Annotated in this window: 19 protein-coding genes and 1 riboswitch; of the genes, 1 reads left to right on the top strand and 18 read right to left on the bottom strand. The window is 41.7% G+C overall.

The genetic code is table 11. From position 1 onward, the window contains the following. The 18 genes from QM408_RS01470 to QM408_RS01385 form a co-directional block, all read right to left on the bottom strand. The coding region (locus tag QM408_RS01470; protein ID WP_414313634.1) for a hypothetical protein at positions 1 to 284 on the bottom strand (284 nt) is incomplete at its 3' end. Continuing rightward, positions 209 to 511 carry a TMEM175 family protein gene (locus QM408_RS01465; protein WP_004240734.1) on the bottom strand — a complete coding sequence of 101 codons (303 nt, stop codon included), beginning with the start codon at positions 509 to 511 and terminating at the stop codon, positions 209 to 211. The genes QM408_RS01465 and QM408_RS01470, both read right to left, overlap by 76 nt. 353 nt (positions 512 to 864) lie before the next feature. Beyond that, complete coding sequence (rpsI, locus tag QM408_RS01460) at positions 865 to 1,257, bottom strand: 30S ribosomal protein S9 (RefSeq protein WP_000075964.1); 393 nt, start codon at positions 1,255 to 1,257, stop codon at positions 865 to 867. Positions 1,258 to 1,275: 18 nt separating this feature from the next. Then, positions 1,276 to 1,722 carry a 50S ribosomal protein L13 gene (rplM, locus tag QM408_RS01455; RefSeq protein WP_001044624.1) on the bottom strand — a complete coding sequence of 149 codons (447 nt, stop codon included), beginning with the start codon at positions 1,720 to 1,722 and terminating at the stop codon, positions 1,276 to 1,278. A 215-nt stretch (positions 1,723 to 1,937) separates the two neighbouring features. Then, on the bottom strand, positions 1,938 to 3,137 hold the full coding sequence (locus tag QM408_RS01450) for an ABC transporter permease (protein ID WP_001245398.1): 1,200 nt from the start codon (positions 3,135 to 3,137) through the stop codon (positions 1,938 to 1,940). After that, positions 3,134 to 4,027, bottom strand: a complete 894-nt coding sequence (locus tag QM408_RS01445) for an ABC transporter ATP-binding protein (protein WP_000895284.1) — start codon at positions 4,025 to 4,027, stop codon at positions 3,134 to 3,136. Before QM408_RS01445 ends, QM408_RS01450 begins: the two co-directional genes overlap by 4 nt. 235 nt (positions 4,028 to 4,262) lie before the next feature. Beyond that, positions 4,263 to 6,668, bottom strand: coding sequence for a phenylalanine--tRNA ligase subunit beta (gene pheT / locus QM408_RS01440; protein WP_414373314.1), 2,406 nt, complete (start codon positions 6,666 to 6,668; stop codon positions 4,263 to 4,265). Positions 6,669 to 6,744: 76 nt separating this feature from the next. Beyond that, positions 6,745 to 7,254, bottom strand: coding sequence for a GNAT family N-acetyltransferase (locus tag QM408_RS01435; RefSeq protein ID WP_153192583.1), 510 nt, complete (start codon positions 7,252 to 7,254; stop codon positions 6,745 to 6,747). Next, entirely contained in the window at positions 7,254 to 8,300 is a 1,047-nt protein-coding gene (gene pheS / locus QM408_RS01430) for a phenylalanine--tRNA ligase subunit alpha (RefSeq protein WP_153192586.1), read from the bottom strand. Before pheS ends, QM408_RS01435 begins: the two co-directional genes overlap by 1 nt. A 270-nt stretch (positions 8,301 to 8,570) precedes the next feature. Next, on the bottom strand, positions 8,571 to 9,020 hold the full coding sequence (locus tag QM408_RS01425; RefSeq protein ID WP_414373317.1) for a GNAT family N-acetyltransferase: 450 nt from the start codon (positions 9,018 to 9,020) through the stop codon (positions 8,571 to 8,573). Between the two features lie 4 nt (positions 9,021 to 9,024). Further along, positions 9,025 to 9,444 (bottom strand): chromosome partitioning protein ParB, encoded by a 420-nt coding sequence (locus tag QM408_RS01420; RefSeq protein ID WP_261150173.1) that lies wholly within the window; start codon positions 9,442 to 9,444, stop codon positions 9,025 to 9,027. A gap of 27 nt (positions 9,445 to 9,471) precedes the next feature. Beyond that, positions 9,472 to 10,122, bottom strand: coding sequence for a phosphatase PAP2 family protein (locus tag QM408_RS01415; protein ID WP_237447075.1), 651 nt, complete (start codon positions 10,120 to 10,122; stop codon positions 9,472 to 9,474). Continuing rightward, positions 10,112 to 10,675 (bottom strand): ECF transporter S component, encoded by a 564-nt coding sequence (locus QM408_RS01410; protein ID WP_000185823.1) that lies wholly within the window; start codon positions 10,673 to 10,675, stop codon positions 10,112 to 10,114. The genes QM408_RS01415 and QM408_RS01410 overlap by 11 nt, the downstream gene beginning before the upstream one ends. A 163-nt stretch (positions 10,676 to 10,838) precedes the next feature. After that, positions 10,839 to 11,057, bottom strand: a riboswitch (FMN riboswitch). Between the two features lie 59 nt (positions 11,058 to 11,116). Next, positions 11,117 to 11,620 carry a tRNA (cytidine(34)-2'-O)-methyltransferase gene (locus QM408_RS01405; RefSeq protein ID WP_000181388.1) on the bottom strand — a complete coding sequence of 168 codons (504 nt, stop codon included), beginning with the start codon at positions 11,618 to 11,620 and terminating at the stop codon, positions 11,117 to 11,119. Between the two features lie 192 nt (positions 11,621 to 11,812). Then, the gene (locus tag QM408_RS01400) at positions 11,813 to 12,643 is read right to left on the bottom strand and encodes an energy-coupling factor transporter transmembrane component T family protein (protein ID WP_414373310.1); all 831 of its coding nucleotides are present in this window, start codon (positions 12,641 to 12,643) and stop codon (positions 11,813 to 11,815) included. Then, a complete protein-coding gene (locus tag QM408_RS01395; RefSeq protein WP_371483409.1) occupies positions 12,628 to 14,310 on the bottom strand; it encodes an ABC transporter ATP-binding protein in 1,683 nt (560 codons plus the stop codon). The genes QM408_RS01400 and QM408_RS01395 overlap by 16 nt, the downstream gene beginning before the upstream one ends. A 167-nt stretch (positions 14,311 to 14,477) precedes the next feature. Beyond that, positions 14,478 to 15,023 carry an ECF-type riboflavin transporter substrate-binding protein gene (locus QM408_RS01390; protein WP_004257224.1) on the bottom strand — a complete coding sequence of 182 codons (546 nt, stop codon included), beginning with the start codon at positions 15,021 to 15,023 and terminating at the stop codon, positions 14,478 to 14,480. A 15-nt stretch (positions 15,024 to 15,038) separates the two neighbouring features. Beyond that, positions 15,039 to 15,887, bottom strand: a complete 849-nt coding sequence (locus QM408_RS01385) for an SAM hydrolase/SAM-dependent halogenase family protein (RefSeq protein ID WP_001063590.1) — start codon at positions 15,885 to 15,887, stop codon at positions 15,039 to 15,041. A 188-nt stretch (positions 15,888 to 16,075) separates the two neighbouring features. Here QM408_RS01385 and trkA point away from each other — a divergent pair, with 188 nt between their 5' ends. Next, positions 16,076 to 17,425 carry a Trk system potassium transporter TrkA gene (gene trkA, locus QM408_RS01380; RefSeq protein WP_261150177.1) on the top strand — a complete coding sequence of 450 codons (1,350 nt, stop codon included), beginning with the start codon at positions 16,076 to 16,078 and terminating at the stop codon, positions 17,423 to 17,425. The last annotated feature ends 2 nt before the right edge of the window (positions 17,426 to 17,427 follow it).

Here is a 17,427-nt window from a genome sequence, read left to right as displayed (position 1 = left end):
ATCTCCATCAGAGAAAGATAGACAAACTGATAGATCTGATTTAAGCTGATTATCAACTGATATTGTTTGAAAAATGACTGGAAGAAAGACCAGATATGACTGTCTTGAATCAGTCCCTTCTTAACATCAGACAGGATATTAGCTAAAGCTCCCAAGGACTGAAACGGTAAATCCTTGACATTTATATAGATCCGGTCCACCACATCATTCAGACTGGTATCTTGGATGGCATGAAATTCTCCAAAGAGAACTCCTGCCGCTCCAAGAGTAGAAACAAATTCCACCAAATAATTTCTGAGGAAATTTTCTCAACCTTTTCCCATAATGTGTTTAGTGCCATCCATAACGATCCCAACCAGAAAAAGGAAAGAAAACAAGCAAAGAAATTTTGCCGTAAATCCCAAAAAGCTTCAAGACTTGGTGTTGTTGGTTTTTCTAACTCTAAAATCAAGATGGTCATAATAATTGCTAGAACAGCATCTGTCAATACAATTAATCTGTCTTTCTTCATCGGATTGCATCCCCTTTCTTTTTTGTAACATTCTATCTTATCGCATAATATTGGATATTCTTTCATAATCCGACTACAAACAAAAATAAACCAAAAAGTCTGTCCCTATTATGCTATATTTAACTCTAGAAGTATTCATCCATCTAATTAATAAATATATCATATTTCACAATAAATGAATACTATCAAAGATTCATCCCCTTTCACTTCATCATTTAGTGTTGCTTAGATTTATCAAAAACAACCAAATTTGTATTAATTTCAAGTATCACCTAGTTACAAAAATTTGGGGTGAACAGAGAAAGCATCCCGTATTTTTGATACGAAATGCTTTCAATAAGTTTAAATAAGTTTTAACGTTTACTAAATTGTGATGCTTTACGAGCTTTCTTAAGACCTGGTTTCTTACGTTCAACTTTACGTGAGTCACGTGTAAGAAGTCCTGCGCGTTTCAATGAATCGCGGAAGTCTGGGTCTACTTGAAGAAGGGCACGAGCGATACCGTGACGGATAGCTCCTGATTGACCTGCGTATCCACCACCTACAACGTTAACGAAAACGTCGTATGAACCTGCAGTTGAAGTAACTGCGAATGGTTGGTTGATGACAAGACGAAGGTCAGCGTGTGGGATGTACTCTTCAACATCTTTTTTGTTAACAGTGATTTTACCAGTTCCTGGAACAAGGCGAACGCGTGCAACAGCGTTTTTACGACGTCCAGTACCTGCATATTGTGCTTGTGACATACTTTATTGTTCCTTTCCTTAGATAAGTCCTGAAATATCAAGAACTTCTGGTTGTTGTGCAGCGTGAGTGTGCTCAGCTCCAACAAATACTTTCAACTTCATACCTTGAGCGCGTCCAAGAGTATTGTGTGGAAGCATACCTTTAACTGATTTCTCGATCAAACGTACTGCATTTTTAGAACGAAGTTCACCTGCAGAGATTTGTTTCAATCCACCTGGGTGGTTTGAGTGAGTGTAGTAGATTTTATCAGTTGCTTTTTTACCAGTCAATTTAACTTTTTCAGCATTGATAACAATCACAAAGTCACCTGTATCAGTGTGTGGTGTAAATGTTGGTTTGTTTTTTCCGCGAAGTACGCTAGCAACTACTGCAGAAAGACGTCCAAGTGGTACATCAGTTGCGTCAACTACGTACCATTTACGTTCAACTTGGCCTGGTTTAGCCATAAATGTTGTTTTGTTCATGATTTCTCCTATATATAGTTCGATTTTTGTTTACGGTGATGGGTGTTCCTTCCCATCGAAAAGTATTTGGAAGGTTCCGGGGCCTTTCAAATGGGGTAAACAATACCGCCTACTATAATACCAAATTTCACCCCTAAAAGTCAATAGATATGAAAAATATTTTTCTGAATTCCACTCTTTTTATCTCTAAAAAACCTCGCTTTCGCGAGGCTCTTCTATTTATAAGATAAGGCACGTTTAAAGGTTTTCCAAGGACCTAAATCATCTGTTTGCAGAACGAGGCTAGCATACATACGTCCGATAAAGACTGTTGCCGTTACTGCAAAAGCAAGCGTAATAGCAAGCGAAATCCAAGTTTCTAACCCATTTGCATAACCATTAATAGCTCTAAACGGCATGAAGAAAGTCGAAATAAAGGGAATATATGAACCAATCTTCAAGATGAGATTGTCACCAGCTGTACCTAGAGCTGTCACTCCAAAAAAACCACCTATAATCAAAATCATCAAAGGCGACAAGGCTTTTCCTGCATCCTCAGGGCGAGAAACCATAGAGCCTAGGAAGGCTGCTAAAACAACGTACATAAAGAGGCTAACCAAGACAAACAATAAGGTGTTGAGCGAGAAAGCCTCTCCTATATGGTTTAAAATACCAGATTGTGCCAAGATTGGTAGGTCTTTAAAGAGAAGAATGGCAGCAATTCCACCCACGACGTAAATGCCAATATGGGTCAAAATCACAAGAAGCAGAGCCAGCATGCGAGCGTAGAAATAATGACTAGCACGGATACTAGAGAAGACCACCTCCATAATTTTGGTTCCTTTCTCGCTAGCCACTTCCTGAGCAGTGACACTAGCATAGGTAATCAAAATCATATAAAGGAAGAAACCAAGCCCTGCGGCCGCAAAGGTTTGAATCATTTTTTTATTTTCCTTGGATTCATCAATTTTCTCCGTAAAGTTAACTGTTTGTCCCAAGCGTTTTTCCTGTTCTTGTGACAAATTGGCTGCCGAACGATTGAGTTGATCTTGAAGCTCATTTAACTTGCTCGTTACTCCTAGCTTAATAGCAATCTCAAGGGAAGTTTCACCGTGATAAACTGCCTTCAAGACACTATCCTCTTGGTCAATGGTCAGATAGCCTTTTAATTTTTCATCCTTGATAGCAGCTTGGGCACTGGCTTCATCCTGATAATCAAAATTGAGACCATTGGTAGATTTAAGACTGTCTGTCACAGCTGGAACAGTGCTGACTACTGCTATCTTGCCACTCTGAGCCATAGAAGATCCTTGGAGATAGCCAATTCCTACAGATAAGGCTAAAAAGAGGAACGGCGAAATCACCATAAAGAAGAAACTCCACGATTTGACATGTCGAAGATAGGTTTCCTTCATTACAACCCACATATTTCTCATACTTCCACCCCTGATTCTAGTTTAAAGATTTCATCAATTGTTGGCGCTTGCTGGTCAAAGGTTGCGATGTATTGCCCCTGAGTCAAGATTGGGAAGAGTTCCCTTCCAGCGCTCTCATCCTCTAAGATCAATTTCCAACTGCCTTGTTTGGTCAAACTTACCTGCTTGACATGAGGAAGATTTTCCAATTCTTCCTTGCTTCGTTCACTTGAAACAAAGAGACGCGTTTTCCCGTATTGATTGCGGACATCCTGAACTGGTCCATGCAAGACCACACGGCCATCTCGAATCATGAGAATATCGTCACAAAGCTCCTCGACGTTGGTCATGACATGGTCAGAAAAGATAATGGTTGCCCCACGTTCTTTTTCCTGAAAAATGACTTGCTTGAGCAATTCTGTATTGACCGGGTCCAATCCACTGAAAGGCTCATCCAAGATAATCAAGTCTGGCTCATGAATCAGAGTAATAATGAGCTGAATCTTCTGCTGATTTCCTTTTGACAGACTCTTGATTTTATCAGTCAGCTTCCCTTTCACTTCCAACCTCTTCATCCATTGAGGGAGTTTTTCCTTGATCTCCTTGGCATCCATACCTTTTAGAGTCGCCAAGTAACGAACTTGTTCAAGGACTGTCAATTTAGGCATGAGGCTGCGTTCTTCAGGCAGATAGCCAATCCGAGCGTAGGTCTCTTGTCGAATATCCTGATTATCCAGACTAATTTCTCCTTGGTATTCTAAAAACTTCAAAATACTGTGGAAAATCGTTGTCTTCCCAGCACCGTTTTTCCCGACTAATCCCAAAATACGACCTGGTCGCGCTTGAAAGTCAATACCAAACAAAACTTGCTTGGGTCCAAAACTTTTCTCTAGACTTCTTACTTCTAGCATCTTTCACCTCCGAAATGTCTTGCACTCATTATACTCCTTTTTGATAGCCTTTACAATGATTTCTGTCCATTTTTATCATCCTCATTTTAGTAAAAAATCTTAGGGTACTTTGAGCTATGAGTACATTATACACTGGTAAACTCCAATTTATCTTCTCTGTTCCTCAACTGTCTATTTTTGATCCTGAATTGTTATTTGAAAAGCAAAAATCCACCCCAAAGGATGGATTGATAAGTTAACGCACTTCTGCATTGACTTTTTCTTCGAGCGATGCTTGGATTTTTTCCATATAGCGTGCGACTTCTTCGTCCGTTAAGCTATCTTCTGGATTTTGGAAAGTCAAGCTATAAGCCATTGACTTCATACCAAGTCCCAATTTTTCGCCTGAGAAGACGTCAAAGAGTTTGATATCTGTCAAACGTTTTACGCCTGCAGCTTGGATAGCGTCCACAACCTCTTGGTGAGTCACTTCTGCCTTGAGAAGGAGGGCAACGTCACGGCTAACTGCTGGGAATTTCGTGATTTCCACAAATGGAGCAGCTGGTTGAAGGGCAGCTTCGATGGCTGAAAGGTTGAGCTCAGCTACATACGTTTCTGGAATATCGTAAGCCTTAGCAGTGACTGGATGCACTTGCCCAAGGAAACCAAGAACTTGGTCACCGAGTGAAATCATAGCTGTACGTCCTGGGTGGAGGCTAGCGATTTCAGATGTTGCCGTATAGGTTACTTGGAGTCCCAAACGAGCAAAGAGGGCCTCAAGGATTCCCTTAGCATAGAAGAAATCAACTGGAACTGCTACTGTTTGGAAATCTTTTTCAGCAACCAAGCCTGTCAAGGCAAAGGCAAAGCTGTTGATCTCATTTGGAAGTTCTTCTTTTGGATTGCCTGTTTGTTCAAAGACTTTTCCAATCTCGTAAAGGGCCAAGTTTTTGTTCTTACGAGCCACGTTGTAGGCAACAGTATCAAGGATACCTGAGATCATATTTTGACGGAGGACAGAACGGTCCACAGTCATTGGCCACATGAGTTCCGTAAGGTTGCTTGGTTGAGCCGTAAACTCAACTGCTTTTTCAGGAGTTGTCAGAGCGTAGGTGATGATTTCTGTCAAACCTGCTCCTTCAGCAATGGTACGAACTTGACGGCGAAGTTTTTGTGTCGCAGTCAATTCACCAGCTGTCCCATCGTCTTTTGGAAGGCTGGTTGGCAAGCGGTCATATCCATAGATACGAGCGATTTCTTCAAAGAGGTCTGCCTCGATGGTGATATCCCAGCGACGGCGTGGGACACTGACTGTAAAGCTATCTGCATTGCCAGAAAGACCAAATCCAAGACGACGGAAGACGTCTTCTACATCAGCATAAGAAAGATCAGTTCCGAGGACACGGTTAACATCAGCAAGAGTTGAAGAAACTTCCACATCAGAGGTATCAAGCTCACCCGCTGAAACGATACCCTTACGCACCGTCGCACCTGCAAGTTCTGCAATCATGCTAGCCGCCGCATCAAGGGCTTCGTTAACAGTTGCCACATTAATCCCTTTTTCAAAGCGAGAAGATGACTCAGAACGAAGGTTGAGACGTCCGCTAGTCTTGCGGATTGATTTTCCGTTGAAGACTGCAGCTTCAAGGACGACACGACTAGACTTTTCAGAGATTTCTGTTGCTTGACCACCCATAACACCTGCAAGAGCTACTGGCTTGTCTGCGACAGTGATGACTAGGTCATTCACGTCCAAGTCACGTTCTTCACCATCTAAAGTCACTAATTTTTCACCAGCACGCGCTTCACGTACACGGATGTCAGTCCCTTCAAAGGTATCCAAGTCAAAGGCATGCATTGGTTGACCAAAGTAGAGAAGGATGTAGTTGGTCACGTCCACTACGTTATTGATTGGACGGATTCCTTCATTCATAAGAAGGTTTTGCAACCATTGTGGACTTGGTGCGATAGTCACATTGTCCAAGATACGAGCGGCATAGTAAGGCGCCTTGTCTGTCTCAATGCCCACAGAAAGAGCATCTGCTGCAGCTTGGTCAGTTTCTGAAAGAGTAAATTCTTTAAAGTTGACTGCCTTGTCATAGATGGCTGCCACTTCGTGAGCCACCCCACGCATAGAAAGAGCGTCCGCACGGTTAGGTGTAATTGAAAGTTCGATGATTTCATCATCCAAGTCTAGATATGAGAAGACTTCATCCCCAGGAACGGCATTTTCTGGCAAGATTTGGATGCCATCTGCGAATTCCTTAGGTACAACTGAGTCAGAAATTCCCAGTTCACCAAGTGAACAGATCATCCCAAGTGACTCAAGACCGCGGATTTTCCCTTTTTTGATCTTGTAATTGTCAGCGATGCGAGCTCCTGGAAGAGCCACCATAACCTTGATACCAGCACGCACATTTGGGGCACCACAGACGATTTGACGGGCTTCTTCTTCGCCAACGTTAACCTGACAAACATGGAGGTGAGTTTCTGGCACATCTTCGCAAGACAAGACCTCACCGACGACAATTTTTGAGAGACCAGCAGCAGGTGATTCAACACCTTCTACCTCGATCCCTGTAGTTGACATTTTTTCAGCCAACTCTTGTGATGGAACATCAATGTCCACCAATTCTTTTAACCATTTATAAGATACAAGCATAATTTAGTTCTCCAGAATGACAGTTGCCACTCTAGTTCTTTTCCTTTCCTATCATTTCAATAGAAGAATCATCTTCTTACCTTAATTTCTTTCTCAGTAACCAATCCGTATCTACTTTTTGACCAACCATAAAATGATGTTGGCTAAATTTTTCAAAACCATATCGATTATAAAACGCTTGAGCTTTTGTATTATGCTCCCAAACACCTAACCAAGCCCAGGAAAAACTATTTTTTGTAGCAAGTTCAAGAGCGAATTCAAACAGTTGCTTACCGAGCCCAAATCCTTGGAATTTTTGTAGCACATAGAGACGTTGAATTTCAAACGCATCCTCTAATTCTCTCTCAGTTTGAGCACTTCCCCAGTTGACTTTGAGAAAACCAGCTATCACCTCTTCATGCATAATGAAATAGGTTTCGGATTCTGGATTTTCCAACTCAGCTGACAAAACTCTCAGACTATAAGCCTCTTCAAAGTATTCCTGTAACTGCTCTTCCGTATTATCATGAGCAAACGTTTCACGAAAGGTTTGTTTGGCAATTTTAGCCAACACCTCAACATCTGCCATTTCTACTTTTCTAATCATTATTTAAACTGTTCTGAGAAACGGACATCTCCTTGGTAGAATCCACGGATATCGTTGATTCCGTAACGAAGCATAGCTACACGCTCTTGACCAAGACCAAAAGCAAATCCAGAGTAAACAGTCGCATCGATACCACTCATTTCAAGGACACGTGGGTGAACCATACCGGCACCCATAATTTCGATCCAACCTGTTTTCTTACATACGTTACAGCCTTCTCCACCACACTTGAAGCAAGAAACATCCACCTCAACAGATGGCTCTGTGAATGGGAAGTAAGATGGACGCAGACGGATCTGACGCTCTTCACCGAACATTTTTTGCACAATCAATTGAAGTGTTCCTTGAAGGTCTGCCATAGAGATATTTTTCCCAACAACCAAACCTTCGATTTGGTGGAATTGGTGACTGTGAGTCGCATCGTCCGTATCACGACGGAAGACACGCCCTGGCGAGATCATCTTCAAAGGACCTTTAGAGAAATCATGGGCATCCATGGCACGCGCCTGCACTGGAGACGTGTGAGTACGGAGTAAGATTTCTTCTGTGATATAGAATGTGTCCTGCATATCACGGGCTGGGTGGTCTTTGGGAAGGTTCATACGTTCAAAGTTATAGTAGTCTTGCTCCACTTCAAAACCATCCACGACTTGGTAACCCATCCCAATGAAAATATCTTCGATTTCTTCACTGGTTTGTGTCAAAACGTGACGGTGACCAGTCGCAACAGGACGCCCTGGAAGTGTCACATCAATGCTCTCGCTAGCCAATTGAGCTGCAACTTTCTTTTCTTCCAAAAGCTTAGCTGTTTCTTCAAAGGCTGCTGTTAAGACATCACGAGCTTCATTAACGTGTTTTCCGATAATCGGGCGTATTTCAGCAGAGACATCTTTCATCCCTTTGAGGATTTCAGTAAGAGACCCCTTTTTACCAAGGACAGAGACGCGCAAATCTTGCATCTCTTTTTCATTTTCAGCAGTAATCTGCTTCAAGCTAGCCAGCGTTTCTTCACGAAGCGCTTTTAATTGTTCTTTAATAGTTGACATAATTCCTCCATCAGTCTCTCGTAGATAAAAAGAAAACCACATGCCAAAAACTCCACTCGGAGCGTTGACACGCGGTACCATCCGTTTTCATCTGACAAGTCAGACCTTCATTTCTAAATCCATGCACAAGTGAATTCACCCAGCTTTCATATAGAGAGCTTACAGTCACGGCTCTCCTCCCTGATATACTTCCCTTGAGTTACTAGTCTTGCAGATTTCTATTCAATTACTACTTAGTTTATCAGATTTTTAGTTAAAAAACAAGTTAGATTAGACTAATTTCAGTATAAAACCCATTCCTTTTTCTGTTGCTCCATTTTCCACAAATCCAAGCGACTTGAAACACCTCCTAGAAACATGATTGTAGGTGTAGATTTCCTTGACTCTCAATTCTTTCCATCCTTTTACTCGAGCCAATTCAATCAAAGCACTTAGGATCTTTTTTCCAAGTCCTCGATGTTGGTAAGCGGGATTTCCAATCACAATGGGGAGATTGTCCTGAGATAGTGTAACATCCCCAATTGGAAACCATTCTCCCTTCTCCTTGACTTCAATCCAAAAAAGCTCTCCATGCTGATCCAAATAGGAATACATGGCTTCCAAAGTTTCTTGACTATAAGGAAGCTTCACCCCATCTACGAGGTGAACCAAGTTCACATCCTGATACCAAGCAAAAGCTTCTTCACAATGATTGACCTTATAATAAGGAACAATACGCAGTGCATTATCTATTTGTAAAATCCGTTTCATCTGCTTTACTTTTCCACAAAATAGTTGCTGCTTGATTAAAACCATCACACCAGTTATACCATTTTGCTTCATACTCATCTTGAGCTAAGATATGATTTTTTAAATCCAGAACAGAGTAAATCATTCTTTCCTCACAAGCTTGCGCATAGAGATGATATAGTTCATCACCACCATCTCTATCCCACTCAGCAGAAATCGTATCCCGACCTGCCAATAAAGCCTGATAAGCCCTGTGATGTCCATCTGTAATCAACAAGCAATTTCCAAAGGCAAGAATACTGATTGGATCGACTTGGATTGTTTCTGCCGACTGGTAAAGCATCTGAATATCTTGCAACTTCTTTTCTGATAAGTATAGTTGAGTCGGATGAAGATCTGCTATATTGACTTTCATTTCTTTCTCCTCAAAGGAATTTGATACTCACTTCTGCTTGCCTTTAAATCGCCATTGGAATCGGAGCTTGTCATAGAAGGGAAACTCGATAAACAGGACTCCCAAGCCCACACAGAGACTGGCAAGGACATCTGATGGATAGTGAACTCCCAGATAGACCCTTGATACCAGCACACTGACTAGGTAGAGACCAAGGACGATTTGCACGATTTTTCTCCAGACTGGATTTTTAATCCGTTGACTGAGAATGACAATCAGAGAACCGACCAGCAAGGTTACAGCCAGAGAATGGCCACTTGGAAAGGAAAATCCCTTCTCCTCTACCAAGTGTAAAATAGCTGGTCGTGGGCGCTGGTAGATATTTTTAAATGTCACGATTAAAAGACCTGCCAAAGCTAGATTTCCCAGCATGAAGAAACTTTCTATCTTCCACCGCTTACGATAAAAGACAAAAGCTGTAATGGCAACCCAAGTGATAATCACTGGAATATCAATCAGACGTGTAATAGCTCGGAAAAGAATAGTCAAGTAATCTGGCAAGTCTCCTCGAACGGCAGTCTGTATCGGTTGATCAAAACCGACCAGCGTTTCAGGGTAAAATTTGACCATGTAGCCAAGAATAACGAAAAGTAAAAGGGCAAAACTGCCCTTCATTAAAAATGTTTGTTTATCTCTCATAATGTTTTAAGGTTGGTTTCAAGAGAACATACAACAACCAGAATGAAACGGAAAAGATTACACCCTCAATCAAGTTAAAAGGTAATACCATGGTCATTAGGTAGTTGGAAAGTCCCAAAATTTTTCCAATATCAAAGTTAGCAAACTTAGCGTACAGAGGAACAGCGTAAACATAGTTGAGAACCAACATAGCCACGGTTAAACCAATAGTCCCAGCTAGAGAGCCTAGTAGGAAACGAAGGGTTGTCCGTTCCTTTTTCCAAATCAAAGCAAATACGATGACAAAAACTCCCAAAGCTACGATATTCATTGGCAAACCAATGTAAGTATTCACTCCCTGGCTGTTAAGAAGCAATTTCAAGAGTGAGCGAAGCAAGAGAATTCCTAGAGCAGCAGGCAAATCCATGACCACCAAGCCCACAAGGACTGGCAAGATACTAAATTCGATCTTGAGGAAGGACGCCGCTGGCAAAAGCGGAAAGTCAAAGTACATCAGCACAAATGAGATGGCTGATAAAATCGCAATGGTCGAAAGTCGACGTGTGTTTGTCATAACAGGTTCCTCCAATTTTCTATAAAATCAGAAGAAGTTAGAAAGGATTCCTCTATCTATTCTCACTTTTTATATCCCAAAAGTCCCCTCTCACTCTATTAAGGAAATTCAAGCAAGCGGTTACAGTTTAGCTATAAATCTATCAGAACAGACAAAGCTATTCTTTCGTCTTCTCCCATCCAGACTATACTGTCGGTTGTGGAATCTCACCACATCAGCTTGCGCTCGCGGACTTATTTGGCTAAGATATTTTAGATTTATCTAGGCGTCGCAGTCGAAGATAATACTTAAAGTATATCGAGACAAGACAACGACGAGAAAGCTAAAATAGCTAGTCAAATTTACCGCCGGTCGGGAATCACACCCTGCCCTGAAGACTCTTTTATCATAACAAAAAACGCTTGCAAGCGCAAGCATTTTGTTCATTTTCATTTTCATTTTTTATTTCAATTTATCCACTTCATAGGTATGAACAAGCTCAAGACCTGCAAAGTTCTGCTGGCGGAGAGCCTCATAGACAATCATGCAGACGGTATTAGACACATTGAGACTGCGGACATGTTCATCATTCATAGGAATACGGAGAGCTTTCTCAGGATGTTCTCGCATAAAGTCCTCCGGCAAGCCCTTGTCTTCACGTCCAAAAAGAAAATAATGGTCTTCGTCAGTCGATAAATCCACCTCAGAATACACTTTCTCAGCGAATTTAGAAATCAGATAGAGTTTGCCCTTCATCTGAGACATGAAATCCTCCAAACTCTCGTAAAAATAAATCTCTAGTTTATCCCAATAATCCAATCCAGCTCGCTTCATCTTGCGGTCGTCAATAGGAAAGCCCATTGGCTTGATGATGTGGAGGGGAGAATTGGTCGCAGCGCAAGTACGCGCGATATTGCCTGTATTTTGTGGAATTTGAGGCTCAAATAATACAATGTGATTTGTCATGACTTGCTTCCTTTCACCATTGCAAAAAAATAGCCACACTGCCCGGAGTCAAGCTCAGCAAACAGCGTGGTTAAGGCATCGTTAACTTACCTCACAACAGGTTTGAAGTAAATCAGCGAAACTACTTTCTTAGTATAACACTTTCAGAATCATTGTCAATAGAAACGACTTGATTTTTTTGATTTTTTCAAGCTATTTCCAAGGGTTGTAAAATCGTCCGTGATTTTGCAAGATAAGTAGTAAACTAGCTACTAAAAACAAGGCTGCCAAGAGCAAAGTAAGATAGTCTCCTTTTTTCAAGGATTGGTAACTATACCAAGTTCGCTTTTTCTCTTTTCCAAATCGGCGAAGCTCCATGGCAGTCGCAATGGTATCAATGCGTTCCAAGGAACTGAAAATCAAGGGAGTGATAATGCGCAGATTGCCTTTGATTCGTTGCATAAGAGAAGCTTTCTTGGATAATTCCATCCCACGAGCCTCCTGAGACATCTTGATAGTAAAGAATTCTTCCTGCAGATCTGGAATATAGCGCAAGGTTAGACTGACAGAATAGGCAATCTTATAAGGCACACCAATTTGATTTAAACTGGAAGCAAACTGACTAGGATGGGTTGTCATCAAAAAGATAATAGCCAGAGGAATGGTGCAAAGGTACTTAATGGCCAGATTTAGCAGATAAAAGAGCTCTTGACTGGTCAGAGTGTAGGCACCGATTCCCTGCCAAATCACACTTCTCTCTCCGTAAAGTCCAACCCCATACTCGGGAGAAAAGAGATAGACCATCAAAACGTTTAAAACGGCAAATATCGTCGCAAAAACTGCTACAAAGGAAACATCTTTAAAACGGATTTCTGACAAATAGAGGAGAAATACCGAAAAGATGGCAATCAGAACAAGCAGTCTGGTATCATAGCTAATCATGGCCGCCAATGATACAAGGATGAAAAAGAGGAGTTTACCAGCTCCTGACAAGCGATGAATCACAGTATCTCTATGCTGGTAACCAATTAATTTAGCTTGCATCCTTCTCTCCTTTCTGTGTAAAATGCCGTTAAAGCAAGTGGATCCACGTCGAGTTTCTTAGCCAAGTTGAAGATAGAAGTTTCCTTTAGGTTGGCTTTTACTAACAGCTCAGGATTGCTTAACAGACTAGCCGGATCAGTATCAGCAATCAATTCCCCATCCACCATGACAAGAGCTCGGTCTGAATAATCCAGCATCAATTGCATATCATGCGTAATCATGACAATGGTATGACCTTTTTGATGCAACTCTTCGAGAAATTCCATAATCTCAGTATAATTCTTCTGGTCTTGACCTGCTGTCGGTTCATCTAGGAGGATAATTTCAGCCCCCAAGACCAAAATCGATGCAATAGTGACACGTTTTTTCTGACCAAATGACAGGGCAGAAATGGGCCAATTACGGAATTCATAGAGACCACAAATTCTCAAGGTTTCATAGACTCTCGTTTCAATTTCCTGCTCGTCCACACCTCGCAAACGAAGTCCCAGAGCCACCTCATCAAAAATCATGTTGGTCGAAATCATTTGATTAGGATTTTGCAACACATAGCCTACTCGTTCCGCCCGTTCTGCAACAGAATCTCCTTTTATATCCTGCCCTTCCCAAAGATAGCGACCTTCAGTCTGAATAAAACTACTCAAAGCCTTGGCTAGAGTTGACTTCCCTGCTCCATTTTTCCCGACAATGGCAATCTTTTCACCCTTTTTAATATCTAAATGTAGGGATTTTAAAATCAGTCTATCATCATAAGAAAAGGACACGTCCTCTAATTTAAAGAGTGACTGCAATTCTACGGTTTCTTTTACCAATTCAGTCTGCAACTGAACCTGGCCTTTTGAGATAGACAAGTTGTCCAAATTTGCTAACTGTTCTTCCTTGTCTAAATCCACACCTAATTGACGGAGAGTGGTTAGATAAAGGGGTTCCCGAATTCCATTTTGTGTCAATAAATCAGTCGCCAGTAGTTGGTCAGGGATACCATTAAAGAGAATACGACCATCATTGATCAAGACAATACGATCGACAGGGCGATGCAGAACATCCTCCAAACGGTGCTCGATAATAAGAGTCGTCGTCCCCTCCTCCTTATGAATCTGATCAATCAATTCGATAATATCCTGACCTGACTTGGGATCCAGATTAGCGAGTGGCTCATCAAACAAAAGAATCGGACTCTCATCAATCAAGACACCAGCCAGACTGACTCGCTGCTTTTGTCCACCTGACAAATCCTGAGGCCGCTGAGCCAATAAAGGGAGAAGGTCCAGCTTTTCAGCCCATTTATGAACACGGCTTTTCATCTCTTCTAGACTTGTTACATCATTTTCTAGAGCAAAAGCCAAATCTTCTGCCACAGACAGACCGATAAACTGCCCATCAGTATCCTGCAAAACTGTACTGACCAGATGAGACTTATCATAGATACTCATATCAAAGGCCGCTTGCCCCTTGATCAAAAATTCTCCAGACGTCTGACCCTTGTAAATATTGGGAATAATCCCATTCAAACATTGACCCAAGGTAGACTTACCTGACCCAGATGGCCCAACAATTAAGACTTTCTCTCCCTTATAAATGGTCAAGTCCACCCCTTGCAAGGTCGGTTCTTGTTGTGTTTCATACCGGAAAGAGAAATCCTTCCACTCAATTATAGCTTCTTTCATCTTACTCTCTTCATTCGCTTCTTAGACTTCTATTTTATCATAAATCTACCCCTTCTTGCAGTCTCTTCTCTTAAAATCTTAGCGCCAACAAGATTCCTAGCCTAAATTGCTTACCCGACTAGCCTATAAACAGCAAAAAGACTGGTTTCCCAGCCTTTTCCCTTATATTAATCCTTTTTCAAACTTCCTGAACGAGTCTGCGTACGTGAATAAGCTAGCAAGAGAAGGGTACCTGCGATAGCTACAGTTACAGCATTAGCAATTCCCGCAACAATCCCTTGGGCAAATACTTTTTCTGCTGCTTCTTGATAAATCACAACATCTCCAAGTGGTGCCAAGACACCCCAAACAAGAGCATTTGCAACAATCTGAATGAGGTTAAAGAAGACAATATCCTTCAACTCAAAAACACCCTGTGTTACTCGAATGTATTTTCTAAAGAGTCCGACGACTAGACCAAAGAGCCCACTAGCGATAATCCAAGTCCACCACAGACCATATCCAGCAATAGAGTCCTTGATTGCATGACCAATCAACCCGACAAGCAAACCGATAATCGGTCCAAAAATAATAGAAAGTAGCGCTTGTACCGCATACTGAAGCTGGATGCTTGTATTTGGAACAGGGGTCGGAATGTTGATCATCCCGATGACGACAAAGAGGGCAGCGCCAATTCCGACAGCAACAACTTGTTTAATTGATTGATTTTTCATCTATATTCTCCTATTTTATGATTCTATTTTCTTTATTTCAATGGTCCAAGATGAACCGACACCCACATTATAGGCCTTGGCAAAGGAACCTTGGTTGATAGCCAGACCTAAACGATAGAGAGAGTTGATGTAAAGGATGGGTTGCCCAATTCTCACATCTGCAAATGATTTGCCATAAACAACCTGATTTTGATAGACCAGCATATCAGCGTGATAGATAGTCACTTCAAAACGGTCACCGAATGCTGGTTCCAGCTTGTAAAATTCTTCTCGCGTGATAGAGGTCCAGAGCGAACCAAAACGCACATCCAGAATATCAATAGCTCCCTTTACCAGATGATCTTCAATGATGGTCTCTACGACTGGAAGTTCCACAATCTGATCCACACTGAGCTCCGGCCCTACTTCCTCAAAACTAATGTGACCGCTGGCCAGTTTAGCACCAGTATAGGCATAGACATCACGACCGTGGAAGGTATAAGAATGCTCTGTGTTTTGACGTCTATTGGCTACCTCAGAAATTTCACGAATGGCTACAATACCAACGTGTTTCTTGATAAAGGAAAGAGTCCCATTGTCTGGCGTGACAATATATTGATTTTTTGCAGTCTTGGCAACCACGCTCTTACGTTTTGAGCCGACACCCGGATCGACAACCGATACAAAAGTCGTTCCCTCAGGCCAGTAATCCACCGTCTGAAAGAGACGATAGCTCCCCTCAAAAATATTATAAGGCGTGATATCGTGCGTCAAGTGATGGATTTTTAAGGTTGGAGACTCTTCTAAAGCCACTCCAATCATAGCCGATACCGCACCATCAACCAGACCAAAGTCTGATTGTAATACCAGTAAATTATTATTCATTTTATCTCCTTGTATATCCTTTATCATACCATATTTCATAGAAAGGTGCTAATAGCTATTTCAATTGATTAGGGTATAGTTTTACCTTATAGCAAATTTCCTGCTAAAAACTCTGGTGATTAGCTAGTAGGTGCATTTTTTCTTGAAAAAAGGTATGATAGTTACATAATGAAGAAGTAGGTTTTATTATGAAAATTATCCTTGTCGGAGGGGGAAAAGTTGGTTCTGCCCTCTGTCGCTCCTTGGTTGCAGAAAAGCATGATGTTTTGCTGATTGAGCAAGACGAAGCTGTCCTCAATCATATTGTCAATCGCTTTGATATCATGGGTATCCTTGGTAACGGGGCCGATTTTACCATCCTTGAGCAAGCCAGTGTCCAGGATTGTGATATCTTTATCGCCCTGACTGAATACGATGAAGTCAACATGATTGCAGCCGTTCTAGCCAAAAAAATGGGAGCTAAAGAGACCATCGTTCGGGTGCGGAACCCTGAATATTCTAACTCTTATTTCAAGGAAAAGAATATTCTCGGTTTTTCTCTTATCGTTAACCCTGAGCTCTTGGCTGCCCGCGCTATCGCGAATATCATTGACTTCCCCAACGCCCTCTCTGTCGAACGTTTCTTTGGTGGACGGGTCAGCTTGATGGAATTCACTGTTAAATCCTCCAGTGGTCTTTGCCAAATGCCCATTTCTGATTTTCGGAAAAAATTCGGCAATGTCATTGTCTGTGCGATAGAGAGGGATCATCAAATTATCATTCCAAGTGGCGACATGACTGTACAGGATAAAGATAGAATCTTTGTCACTGGTAACCGTGTTGACATGATGCTCTTCCATAATTATTTCAAGTCTCGTGCCGTGAAGAGTCTTCTTATTGTTGGAGCTGGTAGAATTGCCTATTATCTACTAGGTATCCTCCAAGACAGTCGTATCGATACCAAGGTTATTGAAATCAATCCTGAAATCGCCAGCTTCTTTAGCGAGAAATTCCCAAATCTCTATATCGTTCAAGGAGATGGTACCGCAAAAGATATCCTGCTGGAAGAAAGTGCTCAAAACTATGATGCCGTTGCGACTCTAACAGGAGTCGATGAGGAAAATCTGATTACCTCTATGTTCCTTGACAGGGTAGGTGTACAGAAAAATATCACAAAGGTCAATCGTACCAGTCTCCTCGAGATTATCAATGCGCCTGATTTTTCAAGTATCATCACACCTAAAAGCATCGCTGTAGATACAATCATGCACTTTATTCGTGGTCGGGTTAATGCCCAGTATTCAGACCTTCAGGCCATGCACCATCTAGCCAATGGCCAAATCGAAACCCTGCAATTCCATATCAAGGAAGCTAATAAAATGACTGCCAAACCTCTTTCTCAACTAAAACTGAAAAAAGGGGTTCTTATAGCAGCCATCATTCGAAAGGGCAAGACTATTTTTCCTACTGGGGAGGATATGTTGGAAGTTGGAGACAAGCTCCTAGTAACAACCTTGTTGCCAAAAATCACCAAGATTTATGACTTGATCGCGAGGTAAGA

The sequence above is a fragment of the Streptococcus mitis genome (assembly GCF_047464965.1).
Classification (GTDB): Bacteria; Bacillota; Bacilli; order Lactobacillales; family Streptococcaceae; genus Streptococcus; species Streptococcus mitis_DU.
Note: the sequence above shows the minus strand (reverse complement) of the source record. Positions and strands in the feature narration are given on the sequence as shown.